This window comes from Stenotrophomonas sp. GD03794, from assembly GCF_029842145.1.
Lineage (GTDB): Bacteria > Pseudomonadota > Gammaproteobacteria > Xanthomonadales > Xanthomonadaceae > Stenotrophomonas > Stenotrophomonas riyadhensis.
In genome coordinates, this window is the sequence record NZ_JAOCFV010000002.1 from 185,916 (window position 1) to 209,032 (window position 23,117).

The following is a 23,117-nucleotide window of genomic DNA, read 5'->3' on the forward strand; positions in this document are numbered from 1 at the left end:
AGGCCCGGTCATTCCGGGCCTCGTTGTTTTCAGGATTGCGTTGCCTGCCAAGCGGCGAAGCGTTGGGCGATCACCGGTGCCAATCGATCAAAGTTTTCCCAGGTATCGGCGACGTGGTACAGCGACGGGACCTCGGCCCCCAGCTGTTCCTCATAGTCTTCGAGATACTGGCCATTTTCGAGGTCGTAGTACGCAGCAGTGAACGCGTTGGCTTCATCACTGATCAGGTCATCGACGAATTTGCCGTCGCTGCATTGAAGCAGGAGCAGGCCTGGCGTCGTACTACGTTCCCGCAGCGCCTGCAGGTCTTCTTCTGCGTCCTCGGCGAGCTCTTCGCTTGCCATGCCCTGTAACAGCAGCCATGCCAGGTACATGCCGATGTGAGTGGCACCGGCCTCAGCCGGAAGATCCGAAGGGAAGTCACCCCCGGAATGCCAGCTGGCGTCGTCGTACTTCATCGGTTCTCCTCCTGAGTTTGGAAAGTAGCTTAGGTCGCGAGGGTAGACAGCGGGAGCGTTGAATGCGTCATCCGCCGGCATACCGCGCAGGCGTCACCCTCATCTCGCGCTTGAACACGGCGATGAAGGCACTGGGTGTGTCGTAGCCCATCGACAGCGCGACGCTGATCACCGGCTCGCCGGACAGCAGGCGTGGCAGTGCCAGCAGCACCCGCAGGCGTTGCCGCCACTGGCTCAGCGTCATCTGGGTCTCGGCCAGCCAGTGGCGGGCGAGACTGCGGCTGGACAGACCGGTGCGGGTGGCCCAGTCCTCGATGCTGCGGTTGTCGTGCGGTGCGCGCGCCAGTGCGGCGGCAATCTTCTGCAGTCGCCGGTCACGCGGTTGCGGCAGGGCAAGCGGCAGAGGCGTGCTGGCGGCAATCTCATCGGCGATCACTCCTGCCAGCCGCGTCTGTGCGGCATCCAGTGCCGCGTGTGGCCATTGCAGTGCGCGCATGACGCTCGCCTGCAGCAACGCATCGGCCTGGAAGATGCGAGGGGTCGCTGGCAGATCGGCACAGGCGGGCGCACTGAAGTACAGGCTCCAGCCATCGAACGCACTGGTGCTGGCCAGTGCATGGGGCAGCAAGGGTGGAATCCAGGCGACATGCCCCGCCGGCAGCAGCCAGTGCAGATCGCCCACTTCGATCCGCAGCAGGCCCTGGTGTACACCCAGCAGCTGGCCACGGGCGTGCTGATGACGGGCTGTCCGTCGCGGACGGCGCAGGCGTAGCTGGGCTGCCAGCAGCGCCGGTCCGTCGCTGGCATTGGCCAGTGCCGGGTCGATCAATACGATGGATGTCTGATCTGCCATATCGATTGGCAGTTATACGGCAGAAACGTCGCGTCCGGGCTCCGACACTGGAGCCCACTTCAACGGAGCGCATCCCCATGCAGCCACAGGACATTCTTCCCGACCATCAGAACGACGTGCAGGTAAATGGCCTCACCGTGCGCAAGGGCAGCGTCGGTGCCTTCCTGGCCAGCGTCCGTGCCTGGCAGGATCCCGCCAGCGATGATGCCACCCGCGCCACTGCCGAAGCCGACCTGCGTGCGTTGCTGCCCGGCCTGCATGCGCTGGGCCTGTTCCAGGTGTTGGCCGCGCGCGATCCGGCCCTGCAGCGCCTGATTGATGGCGCGGCCTGAAACGGACAAGGCCCGGACGGACCGGGCCTTGGCGTCATGGAGGTGGCAGAAACGACTTAATCCCCTCCGTCCCCTTTTTTGCGGTCAGCCGCCCGGTGCGAATACCAGCGTGCGGCGGGTGGTGACCGGTGCGCTGACCGGCTCGAAGCGCCAGCGCTTGACCGCGTTCATCGCTTCACGATCGAAGATGCGTGACGGTGTCGCGCGCAGCACGCGGGCGTTGACTACCGAGCCGTCAGTGCCGACGGTGATTTCCACCAGCACTTCGCCGGAGGTGCCGGCACGCAGCGCTTCGGCCGGATAACGCGGCGCCGGCGTGCTGACCGGTCGCAGGGTCGGCGCGGCGGTGGCGGCAGCCTGGCGCGCGGCGCTGGCCTGCTGCGCGGCGGCCTGCTGCTGCTTCTGCTCGGCCTCGCGGCGGGCAGCGGCCTGGCGCTCGGCTTCCTGACGCTCGTTGTCGCGGCGCGCGGCGTCCTGTTGCGCGGCAATCTGCTTGGCCGCATCGGCCTCCTTGGCACGCTGTTCGGCCAGGCGCTGCTGCTCGGTCTGCTGCTTGCTGCGGTCCTCGGCGTCCTTCTTCGCCTTCTCCGCCTCTGCTTCGGTGCGCTTGGCGGCGTTCTGCACGCCCTTGGCCAGGCCTTCCTTCAGGCGCGGCAGGGCCGGCGCGGACGCATCCACCTTCTCGATCAGCGCCACCAGGCGCTGCGCTTCGGTGTAGTCCTCGCGGCCCAGGTGCTGTTCGGCGGCGATCAGGGTGTAGGGCAGCAGGTCGGTCAGCGCGCTCTTCACCGAGGCGTCGTCCGGGGTCTTGTCGCGCAGGGCGAGGTAGTACTCGATGGCGTTGTCGCCGGCCGGCGCGTACATGCGGTTCTCGCGCAGCGCCTGGCTGGCCGATTCACGCAGCTGCTCGGTGCCCATCGACTGCACCTTGGCGGCGACCACCGGTGCGGTCGGTGTGGCGGCGGGTGCACTGGCAGGTGCGGGTGCCGGGGTTTCTTCCTTGCCCGAGCAGGCGGCCAGTGCCAGTGCCAGGGCAACCGGCAGCCACCGGCGCGCGGCGGTGATCGTTGAGACGTGCGACATCCTGCTCCCCTCTAGAAGACGACGTGACGTAAATCATTGATATGCATGGCCGGGACCAGCGGTCCGGGCGCGGCAGGGTGACGTTTCCCGACGCCACCGCCGGCAACGGCGAGGGAGCAATCTAGCATCCCGGCCACCGCCACGTACAAGGGGCGGTGGCCAGGGACGGCAGCGGCGGTCATGCCGCCGCCGGCGACGAGATCAGTGTTCGTGCGCCTTGTCGTGCGACTTGCTGTGGCTGTTGGACATCAGCTTGTCGGTCCAGGCGATGCCGATCGCCGACAGGATGAACACGCAGTGGATGATGGTCTGCCACAGCACGCCATCCGGAGTGAAGGTCGAGCAGGTCTGCTCGCCGATGTTGGCTGCGGCCGATGCCATTCGTTCCGGCGGGCACAGCGGGATGCCGTTCAGTGCACCGCTGGCGATGAAGGTCTTCAGCAGGTGGATCGAGGAGATGCCGATGATCGCCATCGCCAGCTTCACTTTCAGAACGCTGGCGTTGACGTGGCTCAGCCATTCCGGCTGGTCCGGGTGGCCTTCCAGGCGCAGGCGCGAGACGAAGGTTTCGTAGCCGCCGACGATCACCATCACCAGCAGGTTGGAGATCATCACCACGTCGATCAGGCCGAGCACGATCAGCATGATCTGCTGTTCGCCCATAGTGGCCGAATGCGAGATCAGGTGCCACAGTTCCTTGCCGAACAGGAACACGTAGACGCACTGGGCAACGATCAAACCCAGGTACAGCGGCAGCTGCAGCCAGCGCGAGGCGAAGATCAGGGTGGACAGGGGGGAGAGCGGCGGTCGGTTTGCACTCATGCGGGGGATGCTGCGTTGCGGGGGAGTGGCGAGGTTACTGGCCCGCCATGACGGTGCCAACCCAACTCTCGCACTAGACTTCAGGTTCCTTTCCGCACCCCGAGCCGCCGCCATGATCGACCTGTATTACTGGCCCACCCCGAACGGTCACAAAGTGACCCTGCTGCTGGAAGAAGCTGGCCTGGAGTACCGCATCCACCCAGTCAACATCGGCTCGGGCGACCAGTTCAAGCCGGAATTCCTCGCCATTTCGCCCAACAACAAGATGCCGGCCATCGTCGACCAGGCCCCGGCCGATGGCGGTGCTCCGCAGAGCGTGTTCGAGTCCGGCGCGATCCTGCTGTACCTGGCCGAGAAGACCGGCCAGTTCCTGCCCCGCGACCCGCGCGGCCGCGTCACCACCCTGGAGTGGCTGTTCTGGCAGATGGCCGGCCTGGGTCCGATGAGCGGCCAGATGGGCCACTTCAATGTGTATGCGCCGGAGAAGATCCCGTATGCGATCGAGCGCTATGACAACGAAGTGCGCCGCCTGCACGGGGTGATGGACAAGCGCCTGGCCCAGCACGCCTTCCTGGCCGGGGACGAGTACACCATCGCCGACATGGCCAGCTACCCGTGGATCGGCGCCTACGACAAGCTGCCGGTGGATTTCGCCGCCTTCCCGAACCTCAAGCGCTGGCATGAAGCGATCGCCGCACGCCCGGCCACCCAGCGCGCCTATGCCCTGCGCCAGCAGGTGAACCCCAACGCCGGCAAGCCGCTCAGCGACGAAGAGCGCAAGCACCTGTTCGGCCAGCGTTGACCCTCGTGGGGTCGGATCCCTTTGCGGCGCAAAGGGCTCTGACCCCAGCACCGCGGCATGGGCAGAAGGTCATGCTGCCTTCCCGCACGGGCTTGGTTAGGATGGGGGACGACCGCTCCGCGTCCATCGCGGGGGCGGACCTGCCGTTTGCCGGGATCCTCCATGCGCCACCTGTTCGCTTCGCTCGCCCTCATGCTCGCCACCAGTACCGCCGCCCACGCTGAAAAGCTGACCCTGGAAGCCATCACCGGCCCGCTGCCGCTGTCCGGCCCGACCCTGATGAAACCGAAGGTCGCCCCCGATGGTTCGCAGGTCAGCTTCCTGCGCGGCAAGGACAGCGACCGCAACCAGCTGGACCTGTGGACCTACGACATCGGCAGCGGCCAGACCCGTCTGCTGGTGGATTCGAAGGTGGTGCTGCCCGGCACCGAGACCCTCAGCGATGAGGAAAAGGCCCGCCGCGAACGCCAGCGCATCGCTGCGATGACCGGCATCGTCGATTACCAGTGGTCGCCGGACGCGCAGCGCCTGCTGTTCCCGTTGGGCGGCGAGCTGTACCTGTACGACCTCAAGCAGCAGGGCCAGGCCGCAGTGCGCCAGCTGACCCACGGCGAGGGCTTCGCTACCGACGCCAAGCTGTCGCCCAAGGGCGGTTTCGTCAGCTTCATCCGTGGCCGCAACCTGTGGGTGATCGACCTGGCCAGCGGCAAGCAGTTGCAGCTCACCCGCGACGGCAGCACCACCATCGGCAACGGCGTGGCCGAGTTCGTCGCCGACGAGGAAATGGACCGCCACACCGGTTACTGGTGGGCGCCGGATGATTCGGCCATCGCTTTCGCGCGCATCGATGAAGCACCGGTGCCGGTGCAGAAGCGCTACGAGGTCTACGCCGACCGCACCGACGTGATCGAGCAGCGTTACCCGGCCGCCGGCGACGCCAACGTGCGCGTGCAGCTGGGCGTGATCGCACCGGCCGCCGATGCGCAGCCGCGCTGGGTCGACCTCGGCAAGGAACAGGACATCTATCTGGCCCGCGTCGACTGGCGCGATGCCCAGCACCTGAGCTTCCAGCGCCAGTCGCGTGACCAGAAGCAGCTGGACCTGGTGGAAGTGGCACTCGACTCCAACCGCCAGCGCGTGCTCGCGCACGAAACCAGCCCGACCTGGGTGCCGCTGCACAACAGCCTGCGTTTCCTCGATGACGGCAGCGTGCTGTGGTCGTCCGAGCGCACCGGTTTCCAGCACCTGTACCGCATCGACAGCAAGGGCAAGGCCACCGCGTTGACCCACGGCAACTGGCCGGTGGACGAGCTGCTGGCGGTCGATGAAAAGGCCGGCAAGGCCTACTTCCGTGCCGGCATCGAGACCTCGCGCGAAAGCCAGATCTACGCGGTGTCGCTGCAGGGCGGTGAGCCGCAGCGGCTGTCCAAGGCTCCGGGCATGCACAGCGCCAGCTTCGCCCGCAATGCCAGCGTCTATGTGGACAGCTGGTCCAACAGCACCACGCCGCCGCAGATCGAACTGTTCCGCGCCAATGGCGAGAAGATCGCCACCCTGCTCGAGAACGACCTGGCCGATCCCAAGCATCCGTATGCGCGTTACCGCGATGCGCAGCGCCCGATCGAGTTCGGTACGCTGACCGCCGCCGACGGCAAGACCCCGCTCAACTACAGCCTGATCAAGCCGGCCGGCTTCGATCCGTCCAAGCGCTACCCGGTGGCGGTGTACGTCTACGGTGGCCCGGCCAGCCAGACCGTTACCGACAGCTGGCCCGGCCGTGGCGACCACCTGTTCAACCAGTACCTGGCCCAGCAGGGCTACGTGGTGTTCTCGCTGGACAACCGTGGCACCCCGCGACGTGGCCGTGACTTCGGTGGCGCGTTGTATGGCAAGCAGGGCACGGTGGAAGTGACCGACCAGCTGCGTGGCGTGACCTGGCTGAAGCAGCAACCGTGGGTGGACCCGGCGCGCATCGGCGTGCAGGGCTGGTCCAACGGCGGCTACATGACCCTGATGCTGCTGACCAAGGCCTCGAACCAGTACGCCTGCGGCGTGGCCGGTGCGCCGGTGACCGATTGGGGCCTGTACGACAGCCACTACACCGAACGCTACATGGATCTGCCGGCGCGCAATGAAGCGGGTTACCGCGAAGCGCGCGTGCTGACCCATATCGACGGCCTGCGTTCGCCGCTGCTGCTGATCCACGGCATGGCCGACGACAACGTCTTGTTCACCAATTCGACCAGCCTGATGAGCGCGTTGCAGAAGCGCGCACAGCCGTTCGAGCTGATGACCTACCCGGGTGCCAAGCATGGCCTGTCCGGCGCCGATGCCCTGCATCGCTACCGCGTGGCCGAAGCCTTCCTGGGACGCTGCCTGAAACCTTGATCCACAGCCGGGAAGGAGCCCGCCGATGACCCTGCCACCGCCGATTCCTGCCCATGGCCAGAGGCCTGCCAGCTGGTGGTGCCGACACTGGCGCTGGGCAATGCCGTTGACGGTGGTGCTGGTGCTGGGCGCGGTGGGGGGCGTGGTGACCTGGAGCGTGCTGCGCTGGAGCGAGGCGGCACGCGAGAGCCCGCCGATGCGCGAGGCAATGCGTCGCGCGGGATGCAGCATCGAACTGGTGGAAGCCTTCGGCGAGCCGCTGCGCACCGAATCGATGCCGCTGGGCAGCATGCAGACCGCGATCAACGGCCAGCGTGATGTTGGCCTGACCGTGGCCCTGGAAGGACCCCACGCGCACGGCCGGCTGTTCGTGAAGGGCACCCGCAGCGATGACGTGTGGGATTACCCGGTGATGTACGTGCTGGCCGAGGACAAGCAGACCTTCGACCTGACCGCATTGGATGACGACGAGGCGGCACAGGAATGCGAACTGCAGGCCTGCCGTGATCGCGGCGAATGCCCGATGACCGCGGCGTTGTGACCTCCGGCCGATTGTCGCCACCGCGCTGAGCGCGTAGGGTGCGGGCAACCCTTTGCTGGAGTGTCCCATGAAGCCGATCGCGTTGTCCGTTGCCCTGGCCCTGACTGCCGCCCCGCTGCTGTCTGCGCCGCCGGCGCTGGCGGCACCCGCTGCCAAGGCCGCGACTCCCGCCAGCCCGGCCTGGGTCGCCCGCAGCAATGCGCTGGCGCAGATCCTGCTGGATGCGCAGGGCCCGTTCCAGCCGGAGGAAACCGGCTTCTTCGGCGTGCCTGGCTATGACGACAAGGTCGCCGATCTCGGCCCCGACAACGGCAAGCGCTACCGTGCCGCGATGGCCAAGGCCCGCGACGAGCTGAAGGCGAAGCTGGCCACCGAACAGGATCCCAATGTCCGCCAGGACCTGGAGATCATGATCCACGCCGCCAACCAGAACATCGAAGGCAGCGAGCTCAACGAGAAGTACCTGCTGCCATGGAGTGACGCGCCGCAGACCGTGTTCAGCGGCCTCAACCTGCTGCTGTCCGAGCAGGTGCCAGCCGAGCGCCGGGCCAAGGCGATCGACCGCCTCAAGGCCTATGCCGGCCTGCAGCCGGGCGGCACCGCGTTCACCACGCTGGCCCGCCAGCGCTACGAAGAGCGATTGAAGGACAGCAGTCTGCTGCAGCCGACGAAGATCGAAGTGCAGCAGTCGCTGGACAACGTCGAGACCTACATCACCGGCATCGAGTCGCTGCTGAAGAAGTACCAGATCGCCGGTGCCGATGAGGCGATGAAGACCCTGGCCGGGCAGATGAAGGACTACGCCGCCTGGACGCGCACGACCGTGCTGCCGAAGGCACGTGCCGACGCACGTCTGCCGGCGCCGCTGTACGCCTACCAGCTCAAGCAGGTCGGCATCGACATCGACCCGAAGCTGTTGATGCAGCGCGCGCAGCTGGAATTCATGGAAACCCGCTCGGCGATGCAGCAGCTGGCGCCGCTGGTGGTGAAGGACAAGGGCCTGAAGGTGGCCGACCCGAGCGACCCGGTGGCGGTGATCCGCGCGCTGAAGGCCGACAAGATCGCCGACGATCATCTGGAAGGCCACTACCGCAAGGTGATCGATGCGATCGACCCGTTGATCCGCGAGCACGCCATCGTCGACGTGCCCAAGCGCGCGATGCAGATGCGCCTGGGCTCAGCCGCCGAGAGTGCTGCGAGCCCGGCGCCGCATTTCCTGCCGGCGCCGCTGGTCAACAACACCGGGCAGCAGGGCACCTTCGTGCTGCCGCTGGGCAACCCGGCCGCGGGCCCGGGTGCGCAGTACGACGACTTCAACTTCGGTGCGGCGGCGTGGACGCTGAGCGCGCATGAGGGCCGCCCGGGTCACGAGCTGCAGTTCACCGCCATGGTCGAGCGCGGCGTGTCGCTGGCACGCACCATGTTCGCGTTCAATTCGGTGAACGTGGAGGGCTGGGCGCTGTATGCCGAAGCCGAGATGGTGCCGTACGAGCCGCTGGACGGGCAGATGATCGCCCTGCAGTTCCGCCTGCTGCGCGCCGCACGCGCGATGCTCGACCCGATGCTCAATCTCGGCCTGACCGATCGTGCCAACGGCGAGCGCGTGCTGATGGAGCAGGTCGGCCTGTCCAAGGCGATGGCCACCCAGGAACTGGACCGCTACATGGTGCGCATGCCGGGCCAGGCCGGCAGCTATTTCTACGGCTACACCCGCATCCTCGAACTGCGCATGCAGACCGAGCTGGCACTGGGCGCGAAGTTCGACCGCCTGGCGTTCAACAACTTCCTGCTCGACCAGGGCCTGCTGCCGCCGGACCAGCTGGCCGATGCGGTGAACAAGGTGTTCGTGCCGAAGTACAAGCGCTGAGCATCAGCGGGTAGTGCCGGCCGCTGGCCGGCAATCGCCGTTGGTAGATGCCGACCTTGGTCGGCGCTGTGGGTTTCGTGCCAACCAAGGTTGGCACCTACCAGAACGATGCGTCGGTTGTTGCAGGGGTAGTGCCGGCCGCTGGCCGGCAACCGGTGTTGGTAGATGCCGACCTTGGTCGGCGCCGTGGGTTTCGTGCCAACCAAGGTTGGCACCTACCAGAACGATGCGTCGGTTGTTGCAGGGGTAGTGCCGGCCGCTGGCCGGCAACCCGTGTTGGTAGATGCTGACCTTGGTCGGCGCTGTGGGTTCGTGCCAACCAAGGTTGGCACCTACCAGAACGATGCGTCGGTGGTTGCAGGGGGAGTGCCGGCGGCTGGCCGGCATTCCCCTTGGGCAGAGAGGATTCCTGAGGTTGCCGGCCAGCGGCCGGCACTACCCGCGGTGACGCTGCCGCGTCACCGCTGCGGCTGCGGTGTGATCACCTGTGTCGGCAACCGCGCCGGCGGTGCCGGATTCGGCACCCAGATTGCGACGCCGGCGGCGCGCTTCTGCGTGGTCGGAATGCCGATGCCGACGCCACCGCCCACATGCGAGCCGAACGTGCCGGCGCCGACCGACATGCCCACCGGCGAACCACTGCTGCCCACGCCCATCAGTACCACGCCATTGGCGCCGAGCGCGGCGGCCTCACGCTTCAGGCGTGCCACGGCGGCGTCGGTCTGGCCCTGGGTGCCGAAGCCCACGGCCGAAGCCGATTCCAGCTGCGCGATTTCCTGGGAGCCGGCCGGCGGCGTCGAATAGATCTGCACCAGCGCCGGATCGATCGGTGCGCGGGCGCGGCCCAGCATCACCTTGGAGGTACTGGCACAGCCAGCGGCGACCAGCAGGATGGCCGCCAACGCGGCCCAACGGATATTCATGGCACGACCCCTGTAGGACTGGTTGCGATCATCGGCGGGCCACTCTGAATCGGCGCCAACACCCGGGCCAGGGCACGCACGACAGCACGCTAGCACGGGGCGGGTGACAGCCCCGCCAATGGCAGTAGGCGGCGGCAGCGGGAACGTCTATGGTTGGGGCAGGAACCAACTGCGGGAGAGCGGCATGGGTGTGATCAGTCTGTTGTGGGGCGTACTGGCGCTGTTGTGGATGATCCTGGCGCTGATTCCACTGCTCGGCTGGGGCAACTGGTTCCTGATCCCGTTCGCTGCCGTGGGCGCGGTGATCGCCGCGCTGGGCATCCTGTTCACCCATCCGAGCAAGCGTGGCCGGGCCTGGGCCGGGCTGGTGCTGAACGGCATCGTGGTGGTGGTCGGCATCCTGCGCCTTGGCCTGGGTGGCGGCGTGATCTGAGCCCGCACCCGGGTGCGACAGGGCGTCGCAGGCGCACGGTCCATGGCCGGGCAGGGGCGTACAATGGATGGCTGCGCGAGCCCCCCGCGTGCCTGTGAATCCGCGCCCGGCGCGGCAGCCCCATGATCATCCGACCCCGTCCCCACGGCTGGCAACTGCTCTACATCCTGCGCGGCTCGATCGTCAAAGCGATCGCGCCCAAGGTGCTGGCCATCCTGATCCTGTCCATTGCGGTGGCCGCCGTGGTGGAACTGGCGCCACCGACCGGCATCGAGCGTGTCTCGGTCACGCCGTTCACCCTGCTTGGCCTGGTGCTGTCGATCTTCCTCAGCTTCCGCAACAGCGCCTGCTATGACCGCTGGTGGGAAGGCCGCAAGCTGTGGGGTCAGCTGGTCTACGAATCGCGCTCGCTGGCCCGCCAGGTCAACCTGCTGCTGGCCGATGACGCGGGCCGCCGTCGCCGCATCGCCTACCTCACCACCGCCTTCGCCCATGCACTGGCCGGTCGCCTGCGCGGGCGCATCGTCGCGCTGATGGCCCTGCCGTGGCTGGACAAGCGCCAGCGCGAACAACTCGGCCAGCGCGAGAACGTGCCGGACGCGCTGTTGTCGATGGTCGCCGCCGAGCTGGCCCAGGCCCTGCGTGCCGGTGACCTCGACCCGATCCTCTACGCCCAGCTGGAGGACCGTCTGCACGCGATGTCGTCGATCCAGGCGGGCTGCGAGCGCATCCTCACCACGCCGCTGCCGTTCGCCTACACCCTGCTGCTGCACCGCTGCGCGTGGATGTTCTGCGTGCTGCTGCCATTCGGCCTGGCCAGTTCGCTGGGCTGGGGCACGCCGGTGCTGTCGGCGGTGCTGGCCTATGCCTTCTTCGGCCTGGACCAGCTGGGCGAAGAAATGGAAGACCCGTTCGGCCTGGAGCCGAACGACCTGCCGCTGGACGCGCTGGTGCGCACCATCGAGATCGACCAGCTCGACGCGCTCGGCGAACGCCCCTTGCCCGAACCCCTGCTGCCGCAGGGCTACCTGTTGCAATAGCCACTCCTCGGAGCCTGCCATGTCCCACCCGCTTTACCGTCCGCGCCGCATGCGCCATGACGAGTTCTCGCGCCGCCTGATGCGCGAGAACACGCTGACCACCGACGACCTGATCTACCCGGTGTTCGTGCACGAGCTTGCCGGCCGCACCGCGGTACCCTCGATGCCGGGCGTGGAGCGGCTGTCGATCGAAGAACTGCTGAAGGTGGCCGAAGAGGCGCTGGAGCTGGGCATTCCGGTGATCGACCTGTTCCCGGTGATCGACCCGTCGTTGAAGTCGCTGGATGCGTCGGCGGCATGGGCCGAGGACGGCCTGGCGCAGCGTGCGATCCGCGCGCTGAAGTCGCGCTTCCCGGAACTGGGGGTGATGACCGACGTGGCGCTGGACCCGTACACCACCCATGGCCAGGACGGCATCATCGATGACAAGGGCTATGTGCTCAACGACATCACCGTCGAAGCACTGGTCAAGCAGTCTGTCTCGCACGCCGAAGCCGGCGTGGACATCGTCTCGCCGTCGGACATGATGGACGGCCGCATCGGCGCGATCCGCCGTGCGCTGGATGCCGGCAACCACATCAACGTGCGCATCATGGCCTACTCGGCCAAGTACGCCTCGGCGTTCTACGGCCCGTTCCGTGATGCGGTGGGCAGCGCCGCCAGCCTCGGCAAGGCCGACAAGAAGACCTACCAGATGGACCCGGCCAACGGCGATGAGGCCCTGCGCGAGATCGCGCTGGACCTGGAAGAGGGCGCCGACATGGTGATGGTCAAGCCGGGCATGCCCTACCTGGACCTGGTGCGCCGGGTGAAGGAAAAATTCGGCGTGCCGACCTTTGCCTATCAGGTGAGCGGCGAGTACGCGATGATGAAGGCTGCTTTCGCCAACGGCTGGCTGGACGAACGCGCATGCGTGATGGAGTCGCTGCTGGGCTTCAAGCGGGCCGGTGCCGATGGTGTGCTGACCTATTTCGCGCCGCAGGTGGCGCGATGGCTGCGCGAGCGCTGACAATAGCGCCACGATAGACGGAGGACTACGCGATGGGACCCGAACTGGGATGGATGCAATGGCTGATCTGGGGCATCGGTACGCTGGTGTTCGGCGCCATCATCGTCGGTGTTTTCATCGCGGCCTGGCGGGCCGGCAAGCGCCCGCCGGAACAGCTCTCCGCCGCCCGTCACGTGGCCCGTGAGCAGGCGCTGCCGGACAGCGTGCAGGCCGAGTTGGCCGCGTTGAACCAGCGCAAGGACAACGGCCAGCTGAGCGAGGTGGAGTACGAGCAGTTGCGCGCCAAGGTGTTGTCGCGCTGACTCTCAGTTCTGGTAGCCGCCAACCTTGGTTGGCGCTTTCCCGCATGCCAACCAAGGTTGGCATCTACCAAACGATCATCCACGCATGGCGTGGATCTACGGGTGGCCGCCAACCCCGGTTGGCGTTTGCCGTTACCGAGCGGCAGGCACGCACCCCGCAACCGCCGCCACCTTCGGCACCGCCAACCGGTACACGTCCACGCCACCGGCGCGCGGCGCCTTCGCCGCACTGCTGGCAACCATCATCTCGCCCGGCTTGGCGTTGTCGATCACCGGCGCGCCGGTCCAGCCGCCGGTCTGGTTGAACGACAACCCCAACGGCTGCAGCGCCGCGCCGGTCCACGCACAGCCGCTGCTCCATACCTGCGCGGTCGTGCCGCTGCCGCGGCTGAACACCACGGCGCCGTCATGGCCCAGCCAGTCGCCATCGGTCTCGTCGTCGGCGCTGTTCAACGCGCTCAGTGCGGTGGCCGGACCACGCAGGCCCTGGGCATCCAGTGTCGACACGAACAGGTCCCAGCCGGCGCCACGGCCCTGCTGGCGGGCAAACAACAGCTGCCTGCCATCCGCGCTCAGGGCCGGCCCGCGCTCTTCCCGGCGGCCCGCGTCGCCGGCCAGCGGCTGCGCCGGGCCCAGCTGGCCGTCGGCGGCCAACGCGGCGCGGTACAGCGCCAGCTTGCCGTCGGGGCCGGCCGCGAACAGCAGCCAGCGGCCATCGCGGCTGAAGTAGGGATCGCGGGCTTCACCGGCCACGCCTACCGGCAGTGCCTGCGCCTGCTGCCAGCGGCCGTCCACCAAGCGCGCCTCCCACAGGCCCCAACCGGCCTCGCCACGGCGGGCGAAAACGATGCGCTGGCCATCGGCGCTGATCGTGGCGCGGCCCTCGTCGGCGCGGGTCGAGACCACGCCCATGCCTTCGATGCCGTACTCGTTCAACGCCATCGCCACGGGGGCAGAGAGTAGACTGGCGGCAAGCACCAGCAGGGGCGGGGTGATGCGCATCATCCGGGTCCGTGCACGAAAGAGCATCAGTCTAGCCAGCTTGAGGATTCCATGACCGACCGTTACGCCGTCTTCGGACACCCCGTTGCCCACTCGAAGTCGCCGGAGATCCACGCGACGTTCGGTCGCCAGGAAGGCATCGCAGTGGATTACCGCGCGATCGACCTGGCCCCGGATGCGTTCCTGGCCGGCCTGGAGGCCTTCGCCGCCGAGGGCGGTGTCGGTGCCAACGTCACCCTGCCGCACAAGGAATCCGCGTTCTCGGTGTGCACTACGCTGACCGCACGGGCGCGTCGCGCGGGCTCGGTCAACACGCTGCTGCGCAAGGGCGACCGCTGGCATGGTGACACCACCGATGGCATCGGCCTGGTGCGCGACCTGACCGATCGCCACGGCCTGGACCTGCGCGGCCGCCGCATGCTGCTGATCGGCGCCGGCGGTTCGGCGCGCAGCGTCGCCCCGGCGCTGCTTGATGCCGGCATCACCGAGCTGGTGGTGGTCAACCGCACGCCGGAACGAGCCGATGAGCTGATCGACGCGATGGGCGAACCGGGCCGCGCGATCAGCCGCTACTGGGAAGACCTGCGCGACCTCGGCGACTTCGAACTGATCGTCAATGCCACCTCGGCCGGGCGCGACCGCGCCGTTGAGTTCAAGCTGCCGCTGTCGCTGGTCAACTCGATGACCACCGCCGTCGACCTGAACTACGGCGAGGCCGCCATCGCCTTCCTGGCCTGGGCCCGTGCGGCGCAGTGCCGCAATACCGTGGACGGCCTGGGCATGCTGGTCGAGCAGGCGGCCGAGAGCTTCCTGCAGTGGCACGGTGTGCGCCCACAGACCGACGAGGTCTACCAGTCGCTGCGCCAGGGCTCGGCGGTACTGGCCGGCGAGGACTGACCGATGGACAGCACAACCCTGCTGGTAACCGTGCTGAGCATGGTCGGCGTACGCCTGCCGGTGCTGATCGCGCTGTGCGTGGGCCTGGTCTGGGTGGTGGGGGCACCGCGCGACGCCACCCGTACCGGCGCCCTGGTCGGCCTGCTGCTGTTGCTGCTGACCAGCCTCGGTGGAATGGCGGCGGGCATCCTGCCGATGTGGATGGTCCGCAGTGGTGATTTCAGTGCCGTGTCGAGCCTGAGCGCCATCCTCGGCGTGCTGCATTTCGCGCTGGCGATGATCGAGGCCATCGGTGTGGTCCTGCTGGTCTGGGCCCTCGTGCGCCTGCTGCGATTGCGCGGCAACGCAGCGCAATGACACGCCGGTGACGGCCTCGGGCCGTCACCTGTCCTGCCTGGTGTGTTCATCCAGCCACCGGGCGTCGCCGCTGCCCCGTTCAGGCAGCCAGCGGCGGCGGAGGTGGCCGGCCATGCGACAATGACCGGCCTGATCCAGCCACGGTAGTTCCCGGCGTGACCGAAACCGTCGCCGCTCCGCGCACGCTCGATGACACCTTGAAGGACGCGATCCGCAAGGCGTACACGACGCTGCAGGCCAATACCCCCGGCTTCTCCACCCGTCGCTCGCAGAGCCAGATGATCGGCGTGGTGTCGCGCGCGCTGTCGAAAAGCGGTGGCGTCGGCGTGGTCGAGGCGCCCACCGGCGTCGGCAAGAGCCTGGGCTACCTCACCGCGGGCGTGCCGATCGCGCTGGCCAGCAAGAAGAAGCTGGTGATCAGCACCGGCACCGTGGCGCTGCAGTCACAGCTGGTCGAGCGCGATATCCCGAATTTCCTCAAGGCCACCGGCCTGGAAGCGACCGTGGCGCTGGCCAAGGGCCGTACCCGCTACCTGTGCACGCGCAATGCTGCCGAAGCGCAGGGCGAGGGCTCGCAGGGCGGCATGTTCGAGGATGACGCGCCGCTGTTCGACCGGCCGCTGGCGCCGATCGAGATGGACATCGCCAAGCGCCTGACCGACGCCTTCACCGGCGGCAGCTGGGATGGCGACATCGACAACGCACCGGAGACCATCAGCCCCGGCCTGCGCAGCCGCATCACCACGCCGGCCTCGGGCTGCGCCGGGCGCCGCTGTGCCTATTCGGCGCAGTGCGCGGTGCTGCGTTCGCGCAACACGGTGCGCGATGCGCAGATCGTGGTCACCAACCACGCACTGCTGCTGTCGGCACTGTCGATCGGTGACAGCGACAACGGCCAGCCATTGATCGCGCCGCCGTCGGACATGCTGCTGGTGCTGGACGAAGGCCATCACATCGGCAACGTGGCGATCGACCAGGGTGCGGCCAGCCTCGCGCTGGATGAGATGGCCAAGCGTACCGGCCGCCTGCAGATCCTGATCGCCGGTGCCTACCGTGCGGTCGACAAGGACCGCCTCGGCAACCTGCTGCCCAACGAAGCGATCGAGGTGGCCAGCAACGTGGCCAAGCAGCTGCGCGCGTTCCGCGACCACATCGAACGGGTGTGGATGCCGGCGCCGGCCGACGAAGAGCCGATGTGGCGCGCGGCCAATGGGCGCCTTCCCGACGCCTGGCGCGAGCCGATCGAAGCGCTGGCCGACGACACCCGCAGCCTCTACAACTGGGCGCATGCCGCCACCGCGCAGGTCGCCAAGGGCAAGCCGGACGATGCCGCGCGCGAGCGCCTGCAGCGCAACCTGGGCATGGCGCTGGAAATGATCGAGCAGCAGTACAACCTGTGGCAGGCGTGGCGCCGCGAGGACAAGGACGGCGCGCCGCCGATGGCGCGCTGGGTCACCGCTACCCGCGACGGCGACCTGGTGCTGCATGGCTCACCGGTGTCGGCCGCGCACGTGCTGCGCAAGCTGCTGTGGGATGAAGTGGATTCGGTGGTGATGACCTCGGCGACGCTGACCGGCGGTGGCGACTTTCAGTCGCTGGCGATCGACAACGGCATTCCGGAAGAGGCCGAGATGGTCTCGCTGTCGTCGCCGTTCGACCTGCCCAACCAGGCCGAGCTGATCGTGCCGAAGTTCCCGGTCACCCCGGACGACCGCGAAGGGCACCCGCGCGAAGTGGCGCGCTACCTGGACACCGAACTGGACTGGGCCAAGGGCTCGATGGTGCTGTTCACCTCGCGCTGGAAGATGGAGAAGGTGGCCGGGCTGATGTCGGCCGCGCGCCGCAAGCAGGTGCTGGTGCAGGGCGAGATGTCCAAGACCCGGCTGATCGACGAGCACCTGCGGCGCGTGGCGGCAGGCGAAGGCTCGGTGCTGTTCGGCCTGAACTCGTTCGGCGAAGGCCTCGACCTGCCCGGTGAGGCCTGCACCACGGTGGTGATCACCCAGGTGCCGTTCGCAGTGCCGACCGACCCGCAGACCGCCACGCTCAGTGAGTGGTTCGAGGGGCGCGGGCTCAACGCCTTCAACCTGATCGCCATTCCGCATGCGTTGCGCACGCTGACCCAGTTCGCCGGCCGCCTGATCCGCACCTCCACCGACACCGGCCGCGTGGTGATCCTCGATTCGCGGCTGCTGACCCGCCGCTACGGCAAGCGCATCATCGACGCGCTGCCGCCGTTCAAGCGCGTGATCGGCTGACCGGTAGTGCCGGCCGCTGACCGGCAAAAAGGGGACGGAGGGAATTAAGTCGTAAGTGGCACAAACGACCTCGTCACCGCCGTCTCCGGTCGCTAGCGCCGTAACGGCAGCCATTGCCCTTCGCTGGCGCTGCGCCACAGCCATTCGGCTGGCCCGAAGCGATGGCCACGCAGCCACCACGCGCTCGCCCACAGTTGCAGCGGGAACACCACCGCTGCCACCAGCAGCACCGGCCACAGCCCGTACTGCGGGCCGATACCCAGCCCGAAGCCGGCAAACAGCGGCACGCAGATCGCGCTTTGCAGCAGGTAGTTGCTCAGTGCCATGCGCCCGGCCGGCACGAACACGCGCAGCATGCGCTCGGCCCACGGGCGCAGATAGAGCAGGGTGAAGATCGCCGCCGCAGCAATGCCCAGCGCCAGCGGCGCAACGCGATAGGACACGCGCAGCAGGTAGCCGGGCACGCCCGCGCGCAGCGCCGGCCATGCCTGTTTGAGCGCATCGGCCTGGGCATCGATCCACAGGAACACCGCCGTCAGCAGCAGGCTGCCGATGGCGATCGAGCGCAGCAGCGGCAGATGCGCCTGCGGCTGCTGCAGCAGTCCGCGGCGGCCGGCCCAGTAGCCCAGCAGGAAGCGGCCGAGCACGAAGAACAACAGCGCCCAGTTGCTCAGCTTCAGCCATGCGGCCAGCTGCAGGTTGTGCCACCACGCCTGCGCCAGCGTGCCGTGCGCAAGGGCATCGAGCGCCATGGCGTTCATCTGCGCGCGCGGTGTGAGCAGGGCGACCCATTCGCGGATCCACGGCGACAGCAGCGGTGGCAGCAACAGGGCGATGAACATCCCACTGAACAGCAGTGCGCGATCACCAAGGTGACGGAACAATGGCAGCAGCAGGCCCACCAGCGCATAGACCAGCAGGATGTCGCCCCACCAGACCAGCACCGAATGCAGCAGGCCGATCACCAGCAGTACTGCCATCCGCCGCAGGTGCGCGGCCATGCTACCGGGGGCGTTGCCGTCCATCTGCATTGCTACGCCCATGCCGAACAGCAGCGAGAACAGGGTGATCGCCTTCATGTCCACCAACCACGCCATGCCGGTGCGGATGGCATGGTCGAGCGCCGCGCTGGGCAGTGCCTGCTGCGCGGCCTCGGTCATCAGTGCATCGAGCGAGAAGAAGCGCAGGTTGACCAGGAACACGCCGAGCAGCGCGAACCCACGCAGGGCATCGATGAGGGGCTGGCGCGGCGGGCGGTGGGTCATGCCGCGCAGCGTACCGGATCGGTAGCGCCGGCCGCTGGCCGGCAACCGTTGTTGGTAGATGCCGACCTTGGTCGGCGCTGTGGGTTCCGTGCCAACCAAGGTTGGCACCCACCAGAACGATGGGGCGGTTGTTGCAGGGGTAGTGCCGGCCGCTGGCCGGCACCTGCACCGCGATGGCCCACATCGATGAGGCTGCCGGCCAGCGGCCGGCACTACCGCACGGGGGTCAATCGCCGAGCAGCGCGGTGTTGCGTACGGCACCCTTGTCAGCGCTGGTGGCCAGCAGCGCGTAAGCCTTCAGCGCACTGGTGACCTTGCGCGGGCGCGGTGCGCGCGGCTTCCAGCCGCGGGCATCGGCGTCGGCGTGGCGCTGGGCCAGCGTGGCCTCGTCCAGCAGCAGGTCGAGGCGGCGGGCCGGGATGTCGATGCGGATGCGGTCGCCGTTTTCCACCAGGCCGATGACACCGCCGCTGGCGGCTTCCGGCGACACGTGGCCGATCGACAGGCCCGAGGTTCCGCCGGAAAAGCGGCCATCGGTGAGCAGCGCACATTGCTTGCCCAGCCCCTTCGATTTCAGATAGCTGGTCGGGTACAGCATCTCCTGCATGCCGGGGCCGCCCTTCGGGCCTTCGTAGCGGATCACCACCACCTCGCCCGGCTGCACTTCGTCGGTGAGGATGCCGGCAACGGCGGCGTCCTGGCTTTCGTAGACGCGCGCGGGGCCTTCGAACACATGGATCGACTCGTCCACGCCGGCGGTCTTCACCACGCAGCCATCGATGGCCAGGTTGCCGCGCAGCACGGCCAGCCCGCCTTCCAGCGAATACGCGTGCTGCAGCGAGCGGATGCAGCCCTCGGCGCGGTCCACGTCCAGCGTCGGCCAGCGCGTGGCCTGGCTGAAGGCTTCCTGGGTGGGGATGCCGGCCGGGCCAGCCTTGAAGAAGGTATGCAGGGTGTCGTTGTCACTGCGCACCACGTCCCAGCGTTCCAGCGCGTCGGCCAGGCTGGCGCTGTGCACGGTCGGCACCGTGGTTTCGAGCAGGCCGGCGCGGTCCAGCTCACCGAGGATGCCGAACACGCCGCCGGCGCGATGCACGTCCTCGATGTGGTACTTCGGCGTGTTCGGTGCCACCTTGCACAGCTGCGGAACGCGCCGCGACAGCGCGTCGATGTGGGTCAGGTCGAAGTCGACCTCGGCTTCCTGCGCGGCAGCCAGCAGGTGCAGGATGGTGTTGGTGGAACCTCCCATGGCGATGTCCAGGGTCATCGCGTTGGCGAACGCGGCCTGGGTGGCGATGCCGCGCGGCAGCGCGCTCGGGTCTTCGCCGCCATACCAGCGGTGGCAGAGTTCGACGATCAGGCGGCCGGCGCGGCGGAACAGCGCCTCGCGGTCGGCATGGGTGGCCAGCGTGGTGCCATTGCCCGGCAGCGACAGGCCCAGCGCTTCGGTCAGGCAGTTCATCGAGTTGGCGGTGAACATGCCCGAGCAGGAGCCGCAGGTGGGGCAGGCGCTGCGCTCGAACGCGGCGACCTTCTCGTCGGAGGCGCTGTCATCGGCGGCCACCACCATCGCATCGACCAGGTCCAGCTTGTGCTCGGACAGCTTGGTCTTGCCCGCTTCCATCGGCCCGCCGGAGACGAACACCACCGGGATGTTGAGGCGCAGCGCGGCCATCAGCATGCCGGGGGTGATCTTGTCGCAGTTGCTGATGCACACCAGCGCGTCGGCGCAGTGCGCGTTGACCATGTACTCCACGGCGTCGGCGATGATCTCGCGGCTGGGCAGCGAATACAGCATGCCGTCGTGGCCCATCGCGATGCCGTCGTCCACGGCGATGGTGTTGAATTCCTTGGCGACGCCGCCGACCTGTTCGATCTCGCGCGCGACCAGCTGGCCGAGGTCCTTCAGGTGCACGTGGCCGGGCACGAACTGGGTGAAGGAGTTGGCGATGGCGATGATCGGCTTGTGGAAGTCGCCGTCCTTCATGCCGGTGGCACGCCACAGGGCGCGGGCGCCGGCCATGTTGCGGCCGGCAGTGGAGGTGCGGGAACGGTATTCGGGCATGGCTGGCGGAACGGGCGGGCCGTACGACGTGGGGGTCAGCCGATCATGGCCAATTTTTTCGGTTGCTGCTGCAACCACCTTCACCGCTTGCAGCGGCTTGGTGGTCCGCGCATTTCCCCTTATCCCCGCGCCTTCGGCGCGCCCCCTTGAACAACAAGGGGGCTTCTTGCCGGAGACTTGGCTGCGCGCGCCGGGCCTAGCGGGGCGCCGCGGGGTGTGTGCCAACCAAGGTTGGCACCTGCCAGAGCGGTGCGCCGCCCGGGGTCGGATCCCATCGCGGCGCGATGGGCTCTGACCCCAATGCCCGACGAAAATGAAAGTCCGTTCATCTTTCGGACTTTGCCGATTCCGGTTGCTGGTCCGGATTTGGCATCATTGGGGCATTGATCCGTCGACAGGGCATGAGGCCATGAAACGTTCCCGCACCACCGCGCTGCTGCTGATGAGCGCTGCGCCGCTGCTGTTCACCGCCTGCCAGAAGGAGCCGGAGGTGAAGGTGCAGGAAGGCCTGTACACCTCGGTCGAGGCCTGCACCGAGGCCACCGGCGATCCGTCGTCGTGCCGCAATGCCTTCGCCGAAGCGCAGAAGCAGGCCGCCGATGCGGCGCCGAAGTACGCCAGCAAGGAAGCCTGCGAGAAGGACTACAAGCCGGAACAGTGCGTGCAGCAGCACACCTCGGCCGGTACCTCGTTCATCGGCCCGATGATGATGGGCTTCTTCATGTCGCAGATGCTGAGCAACCGCGGCGGCCTCGCCCCGCAGGCGCCGGCGGCGTCGCCGGCCTACCAGGACAAGAGCGCTGGTTGGGCGCGTCCGGCACCGGGCGGTACCGGTGGCCTGAACACCGCCAGCGGCATCGGCGCCGGCAAGGCTGGCCTGGCGCCGGTCACCAGCGAGCCGAACCGTGCGGTCACCGCCAGCCGTGGTGGCTTCGGCAACACCAGCGCACGCCGCAGCACCAGCGGCAGCTACGGCGGCTGATCGACCCATGCAGCGCATCCGGATTGCCGCGCGTGCCCAGTGGCGGGCACGCGCGGATGAAGCGGGTTTCCGCTTCCACACCATCGACGGCCAGCCGTATTGGGATGAAAGCGCGTACTACGCCTTCACCCTGCGCCAGATCGAACAGGACATCGAAGACCCCAGCGCCGAGCTGCACCAGATGGCGCTGGACCTGGTCGGTGATGTCATCGGCAGCGAGCGCCTGATGGACCAGCTGGCGATTCCGTCGCATTACCGCGACTGGATCGCCGACAGCTGGCGCCAGCGCCAGCCGCATCTGTACGGTCGCCTGGACCTGGCCTACGACGGTACCGGCCCGGCCAAGCTGTACGAGTTGAACTACGACACGCCGACCTCGCTGTTCGAGGCCAGCTTTTTCCAGTGGCAGTGGTTGGAAGACCAGCGCAATGCGGGTCGCCTGCCGCAGCATGCTGACCAGTTCAACGCGATCCACGAAGCGCTGGTCGAACGCTTCGGCGAACTGGCCACGCAGTTGCCGCCGCCGCTGTATTTCAGCGCCGTGGGCAGTTCGGAAGAAGACCGCGGCACCGTCGACTACCTGCGCGACTGTGCGTCGCAGGCCGGCCTGCATGGCCAGGCCATCGCCATCGAAGATATCGGCCTGTCCGAGGACGGTCGCTTCACCGCGCTGGACGATTCGGTGATCGGCACGCTGTTCAAGCTGTACCCGCTGGAAGACCTGATGGCCGAGGAGTTCGGCCGCGCGCTGCCCGGCTCGGGCGTGCAGCTGCTGGAGCCAGCGTGGAAGGCGGTGCTGAGCAACAAGGGCATCCTGCCGCTGCTGTGGCAGCGCAACGTGGGCCATCCGAACCTGCTGGAGGCGCATTTCGATGACGGCAGCACGCTGGCGTCGGGCTGGGTGCGCAAGCCGCTGTTCTCGCGCGAAGGTGCCAACATCGAGATGCACCTGGCCGATGGCAGCACCCAGCGCAGCGACGGGCCTTACGACGGCCCGGCGATCATCCAGCGTGCGCATCCGCTGACCCGCTTCGAAGGCGGCTACCCGCTGATCGGCAGCTGGGTGGTGGGTGACCACGCCTGCGGCATCGGCATCCGCGAAGACGACAGCGCGATCACCCGCGACAGTGCGCGCTTCGTGCCGCACGCGATCGTTGATGAGGCGCCGACGCGGATCTACGTCTGATGACGGTACGGCGCAACCGAGCCGGCGTGGGCAACCGACGCCGGTCGTAGAACAACCCCTGTAGGTAGAGGCCGACCTTGGTCGGTGCTGTTGATTCCGTGCCAACCAAGGTTGGCACCTACCAGAGCGGTGCGTCGGTCGTTGCAGGGGTAGTGCCGGCCGCTGGCCGGCAATCGGTGTTGGTAGATGCCGACCTTGGTCGGCGCTGTGGGTTTCGTGCCAACCGAGGTTGGCACCTGCCAGAGCGGTGCG

At 67.7% G+C, this 23,117-nt stretch carries 22 protein-coding genes; 14 read left to right on the forward strand and 8 right to left on the reverse strand.

All coding sequences use genetic code 11. From position 1 onward, the window contains the following. Positions 1 to 29 precede the first annotated feature (29 nt). Both N5D91_RS02265 and N5D91_RS02270 read right to left on the reverse strand, forming a co-directional pair. On the reverse strand, positions 30 to 458 hold the full coding sequence (locus N5D91_RS02265) for a hypothetical protein (RefSeq protein WP_032129133.1): 429 nt from the start codon (positions 456 to 458) through the stop codon (positions 30 to 32). 67 nt (positions 459 to 525) lie between these two features. Further along, positions 526 to 1,311, reverse strand: coding sequence for a helix-turn-helix transcriptional regulator (locus N5D91_RS02270; protein ID WP_180855382.1), 786 nt, complete (start codon positions 1,309 to 1,311; stop codon positions 526 to 528). A gap of 77 nt (positions 1,312 to 1,388) precedes the next feature. Between N5D91_RS02270 and N5D91_RS02275 the strand changes: the two genes are divergently transcribed. Continuing rightward, entirely contained in the window at positions 1,389 to 1,643 is a 255-nt protein-coding gene (locus N5D91_RS02275; protein ID WP_110714076.1) for a hypothetical protein, read from the forward strand. 84 nt (positions 1,644 to 1,727) lie between these two features. Here the strand turns inward: N5D91_RS02275 and N5D91_RS02280 are convergent, their stop codons facing one another. After that, positions 1,728 to 2,726, reverse strand: coding sequence for an energy transducer TonB (locus tag N5D91_RS02280; RefSeq protein ID WP_180855383.1), 999 nt, complete (start codon positions 2,724 to 2,726; stop codon positions 1,728 to 1,730). 201 nt (positions 2,727 to 2,927) lie between these two features. After that, on the reverse strand, positions 2,928 to 3,548 hold the full coding sequence (locus tag N5D91_RS02285; protein WP_110714074.1) for a TIGR00645 family protein: 621 nt from the start codon (positions 3,546 to 3,548) through the stop codon (positions 2,928 to 2,930). Between the two features lie 112 nt (positions 3,549 to 3,660). On the opposite strand from N5D91_RS02285, the gene N5D91_RS02290 reads away from it, so the two are divergent. The 4 genes from N5D91_RS02290 (at position 3,661) to N5D91_RS02305 (ending at position 9,146) form a co-directional block, all read left to right on the forward strand. After that, positions 3,661 to 4,350, forward strand: a complete 690-nt coding sequence (locus N5D91_RS02290; protein WP_153854780.1) for a glutathione binding-like protein — start codon at positions 3,661 to 3,663, stop codon at positions 4,348 to 4,350. A 162-nt stretch (positions 4,351 to 4,512) separates the two neighbouring features. Beyond that, positions 4,513 to 6,738: a S9 family peptidase gene (locus N5D91_RS02295; protein WP_180855384.1), complete on the forward strand. Its 2,226-nt coding sequence runs from the start codon at positions 4,513 to 4,515 to the stop codon at positions 6,736 to 6,738. A 25-nt stretch (positions 6,739 to 6,763) separates the two neighbouring features. Next, positions 6,764 to 7,279: a cytochrome c oxidase assembly factor Coa1 family protein gene (locus N5D91_RS02300; protein WP_153854778.1), complete on the forward strand. Its 516-nt coding sequence runs from the start codon at positions 6,764 to 6,766 to the stop codon at positions 7,277 to 7,279. A 67-nt stretch (positions 7,280 to 7,346) separates the two neighbouring features. Further along, the gene (locus tag N5D91_RS02305) at positions 7,347 to 9,146 is read left to right on the forward strand and encodes a DUF885 domain-containing protein (protein ID WP_180855385.1); all 1,800 of its coding nucleotides are present in this window, start codon (positions 7,347 to 7,349) and stop codon (positions 9,144 to 9,146) included. Between the two features lie 458 nt (positions 9,147 to 9,604). Here the strand turns inward: N5D91_RS02305 and N5D91_RS02310 are convergent, their stop codons facing one another. Continuing rightward, a complete protein-coding gene (locus N5D91_RS02310) occupies positions 9,605 to 10,069 on the reverse strand; it encodes a hypothetical protein (RefSeq protein ID WP_014038879.1) in 465 nt (154 codons plus the stop codon). A gap of 184 nt (positions 10,070 to 10,253) precedes the next feature. Here N5D91_RS02310 and N5D91_RS02315 point away from each other — a divergent pair, with 184 nt between their 5' ends. From N5D91_RS02315 to N5D91_RS02330, 4 genes are all read left to right on the forward strand, one after another. Beyond that, positions 10,254 to 10,502: a hypothetical protein gene (locus N5D91_RS02315; RefSeq protein WP_006475755.1), complete on the forward strand. Its 249-nt coding sequence runs from the start codon at positions 10,254 to 10,256 to the stop codon at positions 10,500 to 10,502. A gap of 122 nt (positions 10,503 to 10,624) precedes the next feature. Further along, on the forward strand, positions 10,625 to 11,542 hold the full coding sequence (locus tag N5D91_RS02320; protein ID WP_153854776.1) for a bestrophin family ion channel: 918 nt from the start codon (positions 10,625 to 10,627) through the stop codon (positions 11,540 to 11,542). Between the two features lie 19 nt (positions 11,543 to 11,561). Then, positions 11,562 to 12,551: a porphobilinogen synthase gene (gene hemB, locus N5D91_RS02325; RefSeq protein ID WP_110714070.1), complete on the forward strand. Its 990-nt coding sequence runs from the start codon at positions 11,562 to 11,564 to the stop codon at positions 12,549 to 12,551. 32 nt (positions 12,552 to 12,583) lie between these two features. Further along, on the forward strand, positions 12,584 to 12,853 hold the full coding sequence (locus N5D91_RS02330; RefSeq protein ID WP_049424121.1) for an SHOCT domain-containing protein: 270 nt from the start codon (positions 12,584 to 12,586) through the stop codon (positions 12,851 to 12,853). A gap of 132 nt (positions 12,854 to 12,985) precedes the next feature. Here the strand turns inward: N5D91_RS02330 and N5D91_RS02335 are convergent, their stop codons facing one another. Continuing rightward, a complete protein-coding gene (locus N5D91_RS02335; RefSeq protein WP_110714069.1) occupies positions 12,986 to 13,858 on the reverse strand; it encodes a PD40 domain-containing protein in 873 nt (290 codons plus the stop codon). 48 nt (positions 13,859 to 13,906) lie between these two features. Between N5D91_RS02335 and aroE the strand changes: the two genes are divergently transcribed. The 3 genes from aroE to dinG all read left to right on the forward strand — a co-directional run bounded on the left by aroE (position 13,907) and on the right by dinG (position 17,367). Next, the gene (gene aroE, locus N5D91_RS02340; RefSeq protein ID WP_180855386.1) at positions 13,907 to 14,752 is read left to right on the forward strand and encodes a shikimate dehydrogenase; all 846 of its coding nucleotides are present in this window, start codon (positions 13,907 to 13,909) and stop codon (positions 14,750 to 14,752) included. A 3-nt stretch (positions 14,753 to 14,755) separates the two neighbouring features. Continuing rightward, the gene (locus tag N5D91_RS02345; protein WP_110714067.1) at positions 14,756 to 15,109 is read left to right on the forward strand and encodes a hypothetical protein; all 354 of its coding nucleotides are present in this window, start codon (positions 14,756 to 14,758) and stop codon (positions 15,107 to 15,109) included. 155 nt (positions 15,110 to 15,264) lie between these two features. Beyond that, positions 15,265 to 17,367, forward strand: coding sequence for an ATP-dependent DNA helicase DinG (gene dinG, locus N5D91_RS02350; RefSeq protein ID WP_094001302.1), 2,103 nt, complete (start codon positions 15,265 to 15,267; stop codon positions 17,365 to 17,367). A 92-nt stretch (positions 17,368 to 17,459) separates the two neighbouring features. Here dinG and N5D91_RS02355 read toward each other — a convergent pair whose 3' ends face one another. Further along, positions 17,460 to 18,632, reverse strand: coding sequence for a DUF418 domain-containing protein (locus N5D91_RS02355; protein ID WP_180855387.1), 1,173 nt, complete (start codon positions 18,630 to 18,632; stop codon positions 17,460 to 17,462). A 226-nt stretch (positions 18,633 to 18,858) separates the two neighbouring features. Then, positions 18,859 to 20,697, reverse strand: a complete 1,839-nt coding sequence (gene ilvD / locus N5D91_RS02360; RefSeq protein ID WP_180855388.1) for a dihydroxy-acid dehydratase — start codon at positions 20,695 to 20,697, stop codon at positions 18,859 to 18,861. 409 nt (positions 20,698 to 21,106) lie between these two features. Here ilvD and N5D91_RS02365 point away from each other — a divergent pair, with 409 nt between their 5' ends. Further along, positions 21,107 to 21,679: a DUF1190 domain-containing protein gene (locus N5D91_RS02365; protein ID WP_071228542.1), complete on the forward strand. Its 573-nt coding sequence runs from the start codon at positions 21,107 to 21,109 to the stop codon at positions 21,677 to 21,679. Between the two features lie 7 nt (positions 21,680 to 21,686). Continuing rightward, positions 21,687 to 22,865 (forward strand): glutathionylspermidine synthase family protein, encoded by a 1,179-nt coding sequence (locus N5D91_RS02370; RefSeq protein WP_153854770.1) that lies wholly within the window; start codon positions 21,687 to 21,689, stop codon positions 22,863 to 22,865. Positions 22,866 to 23,117: the final 252 nt, after the last annotated feature.

Bases quoted from the DNA above. Each gene is read 5' to 3' on its own strand.
- N5D91_RS02265 (WP_032129133.1), bottom strand. From the start codon at position 458: ATGAAGTACGACGACGCCAGCTGGCATTCCGGGGGTGACTTCCCTTCG.
- N5D91_RS02270 (WP_180855382.1), bottom strand. From the start codon at position 1,311: ATGGCAGATCAGACATCCATCGTATTGATCGACCCGGCACTGGCCAAT.
- N5D91_RS02275 (WP_110714076.1), top strand. From the start codon at position 1,389: ATGCAGCCACAGGACATTCTTCCCGACCATCAGAACGACGTGCAGGTA.
- N5D91_RS02280 (WP_180855383.1), bottom strand. From the start codon at position 2,726: ATGTCGCACGTCTCAACGATCACCGCCGCGCGCCGGTGGCTGCCGGTT.
- N5D91_RS02285 (WP_110714074.1), bottom strand. From the start codon at position 3,548: ATGAGTGCAAACCGACCGCCGCTCTCCCCCCTGTCCACCCTGATCTTC.
- N5D91_RS02290 (WP_153854780.1), top strand. From the start codon at position 3,661: ATGATCGACCTGTATTACTGGCCCACCCCGAACGGTCACAAAGTGACC.
- N5D91_RS02295 (WP_180855384.1), top strand. From the start codon at position 4,513: ATGCGCCACCTGTTCGCTTCGCTCGCCCTCATGCTCGCCACCAGTACC.
- N5D91_RS02300 (WP_153854778.1), top strand. From the start codon at position 6,764: ATGACCCTGCCACCGCCGATTCCTGCCCATGGCCAGAGGCCTGCCAGC.
- N5D91_RS02305 (WP_180855385.1), top strand. From the start codon at position 7,347: ATGAAGCCGATCGCGTTGTCCGTTGCCCTGGCCCTGACTGCCGCCCCG.
- N5D91_RS02310 (WP_014038879.1), bottom strand. From the start codon at position 10,069: ATGAATATCCGTTGGGCCGCGTTGGCGGCCATCCTGCTGGTCGCCGCT.
- N5D91_RS02315 (WP_006475755.1), top strand. From the start codon at position 10,254: ATGGGTGTGATCAGTCTGTTGTGGGGCGTACTGGCGCTGTTGTGGATG.
- N5D91_RS02320 (WP_153854776.1), top strand. From the start codon at position 10,625: ATGATCATCCGACCCCGTCCCCACGGCTGGCAACTGCTCTACATCCTG.
- hemB (WP_110714070.1), top strand. From the start codon at position 11,562: ATGTCCCACCCGCTTTACCGTCCGCGCCGCATGCGCCATGACGAGTTC.
- N5D91_RS02330 (WP_049424121.1), top strand. From the start codon at position 12,584: ATGGGACCCGAACTGGGATGGATGCAATGGCTGATCTGGGGCATCGGT.
- N5D91_RS02335 (WP_110714069.1), bottom strand. From the start codon at position 13,858: ATGATGCGCATCACCCCGCCCCTGCTGGTGCTTGCCGCCAGTCTACTC.
- aroE (WP_180855386.1), top strand. From the start codon at position 13,907: ATGACCGACCGTTACGCCGTCTTCGGACACCCCGTTGCCCACTCGAAG.
- N5D91_RS02345 (WP_110714067.1), top strand. From the start codon at position 14,756: ATGGACAGCACAACCCTGCTGGTAACCGTGCTGAGCATGGTCGGCGTA.
- N5D91_RS02355 (WP_180855387.1), bottom strand. From the start codon at position 18,632: ATGACCCACCGCCCGCCGCGCCAGCCCCTCATCGATGCCCTGCGTGGG.
- ilvD (WP_180855388.1), bottom strand. From the start codon at position 20,697: ATGCCCGAATACCGTTCCCGCACCTCCACTGCCGGCCGCAACATGGCC.
- N5D91_RS02365 (WP_071228542.1), top strand. From the start codon at position 21,107: ATGAAACGTTCCCGCACCACCGCGCTGCTGCTGATGAGCGCTGCGCCG.
- N5D91_RS02370 (WP_153854770.1), top strand. From the start codon at position 21,687: ATGCAGCGCATCCGGATTGCCGCGCGTGCCCAGTGGCGGGCACGCGCG.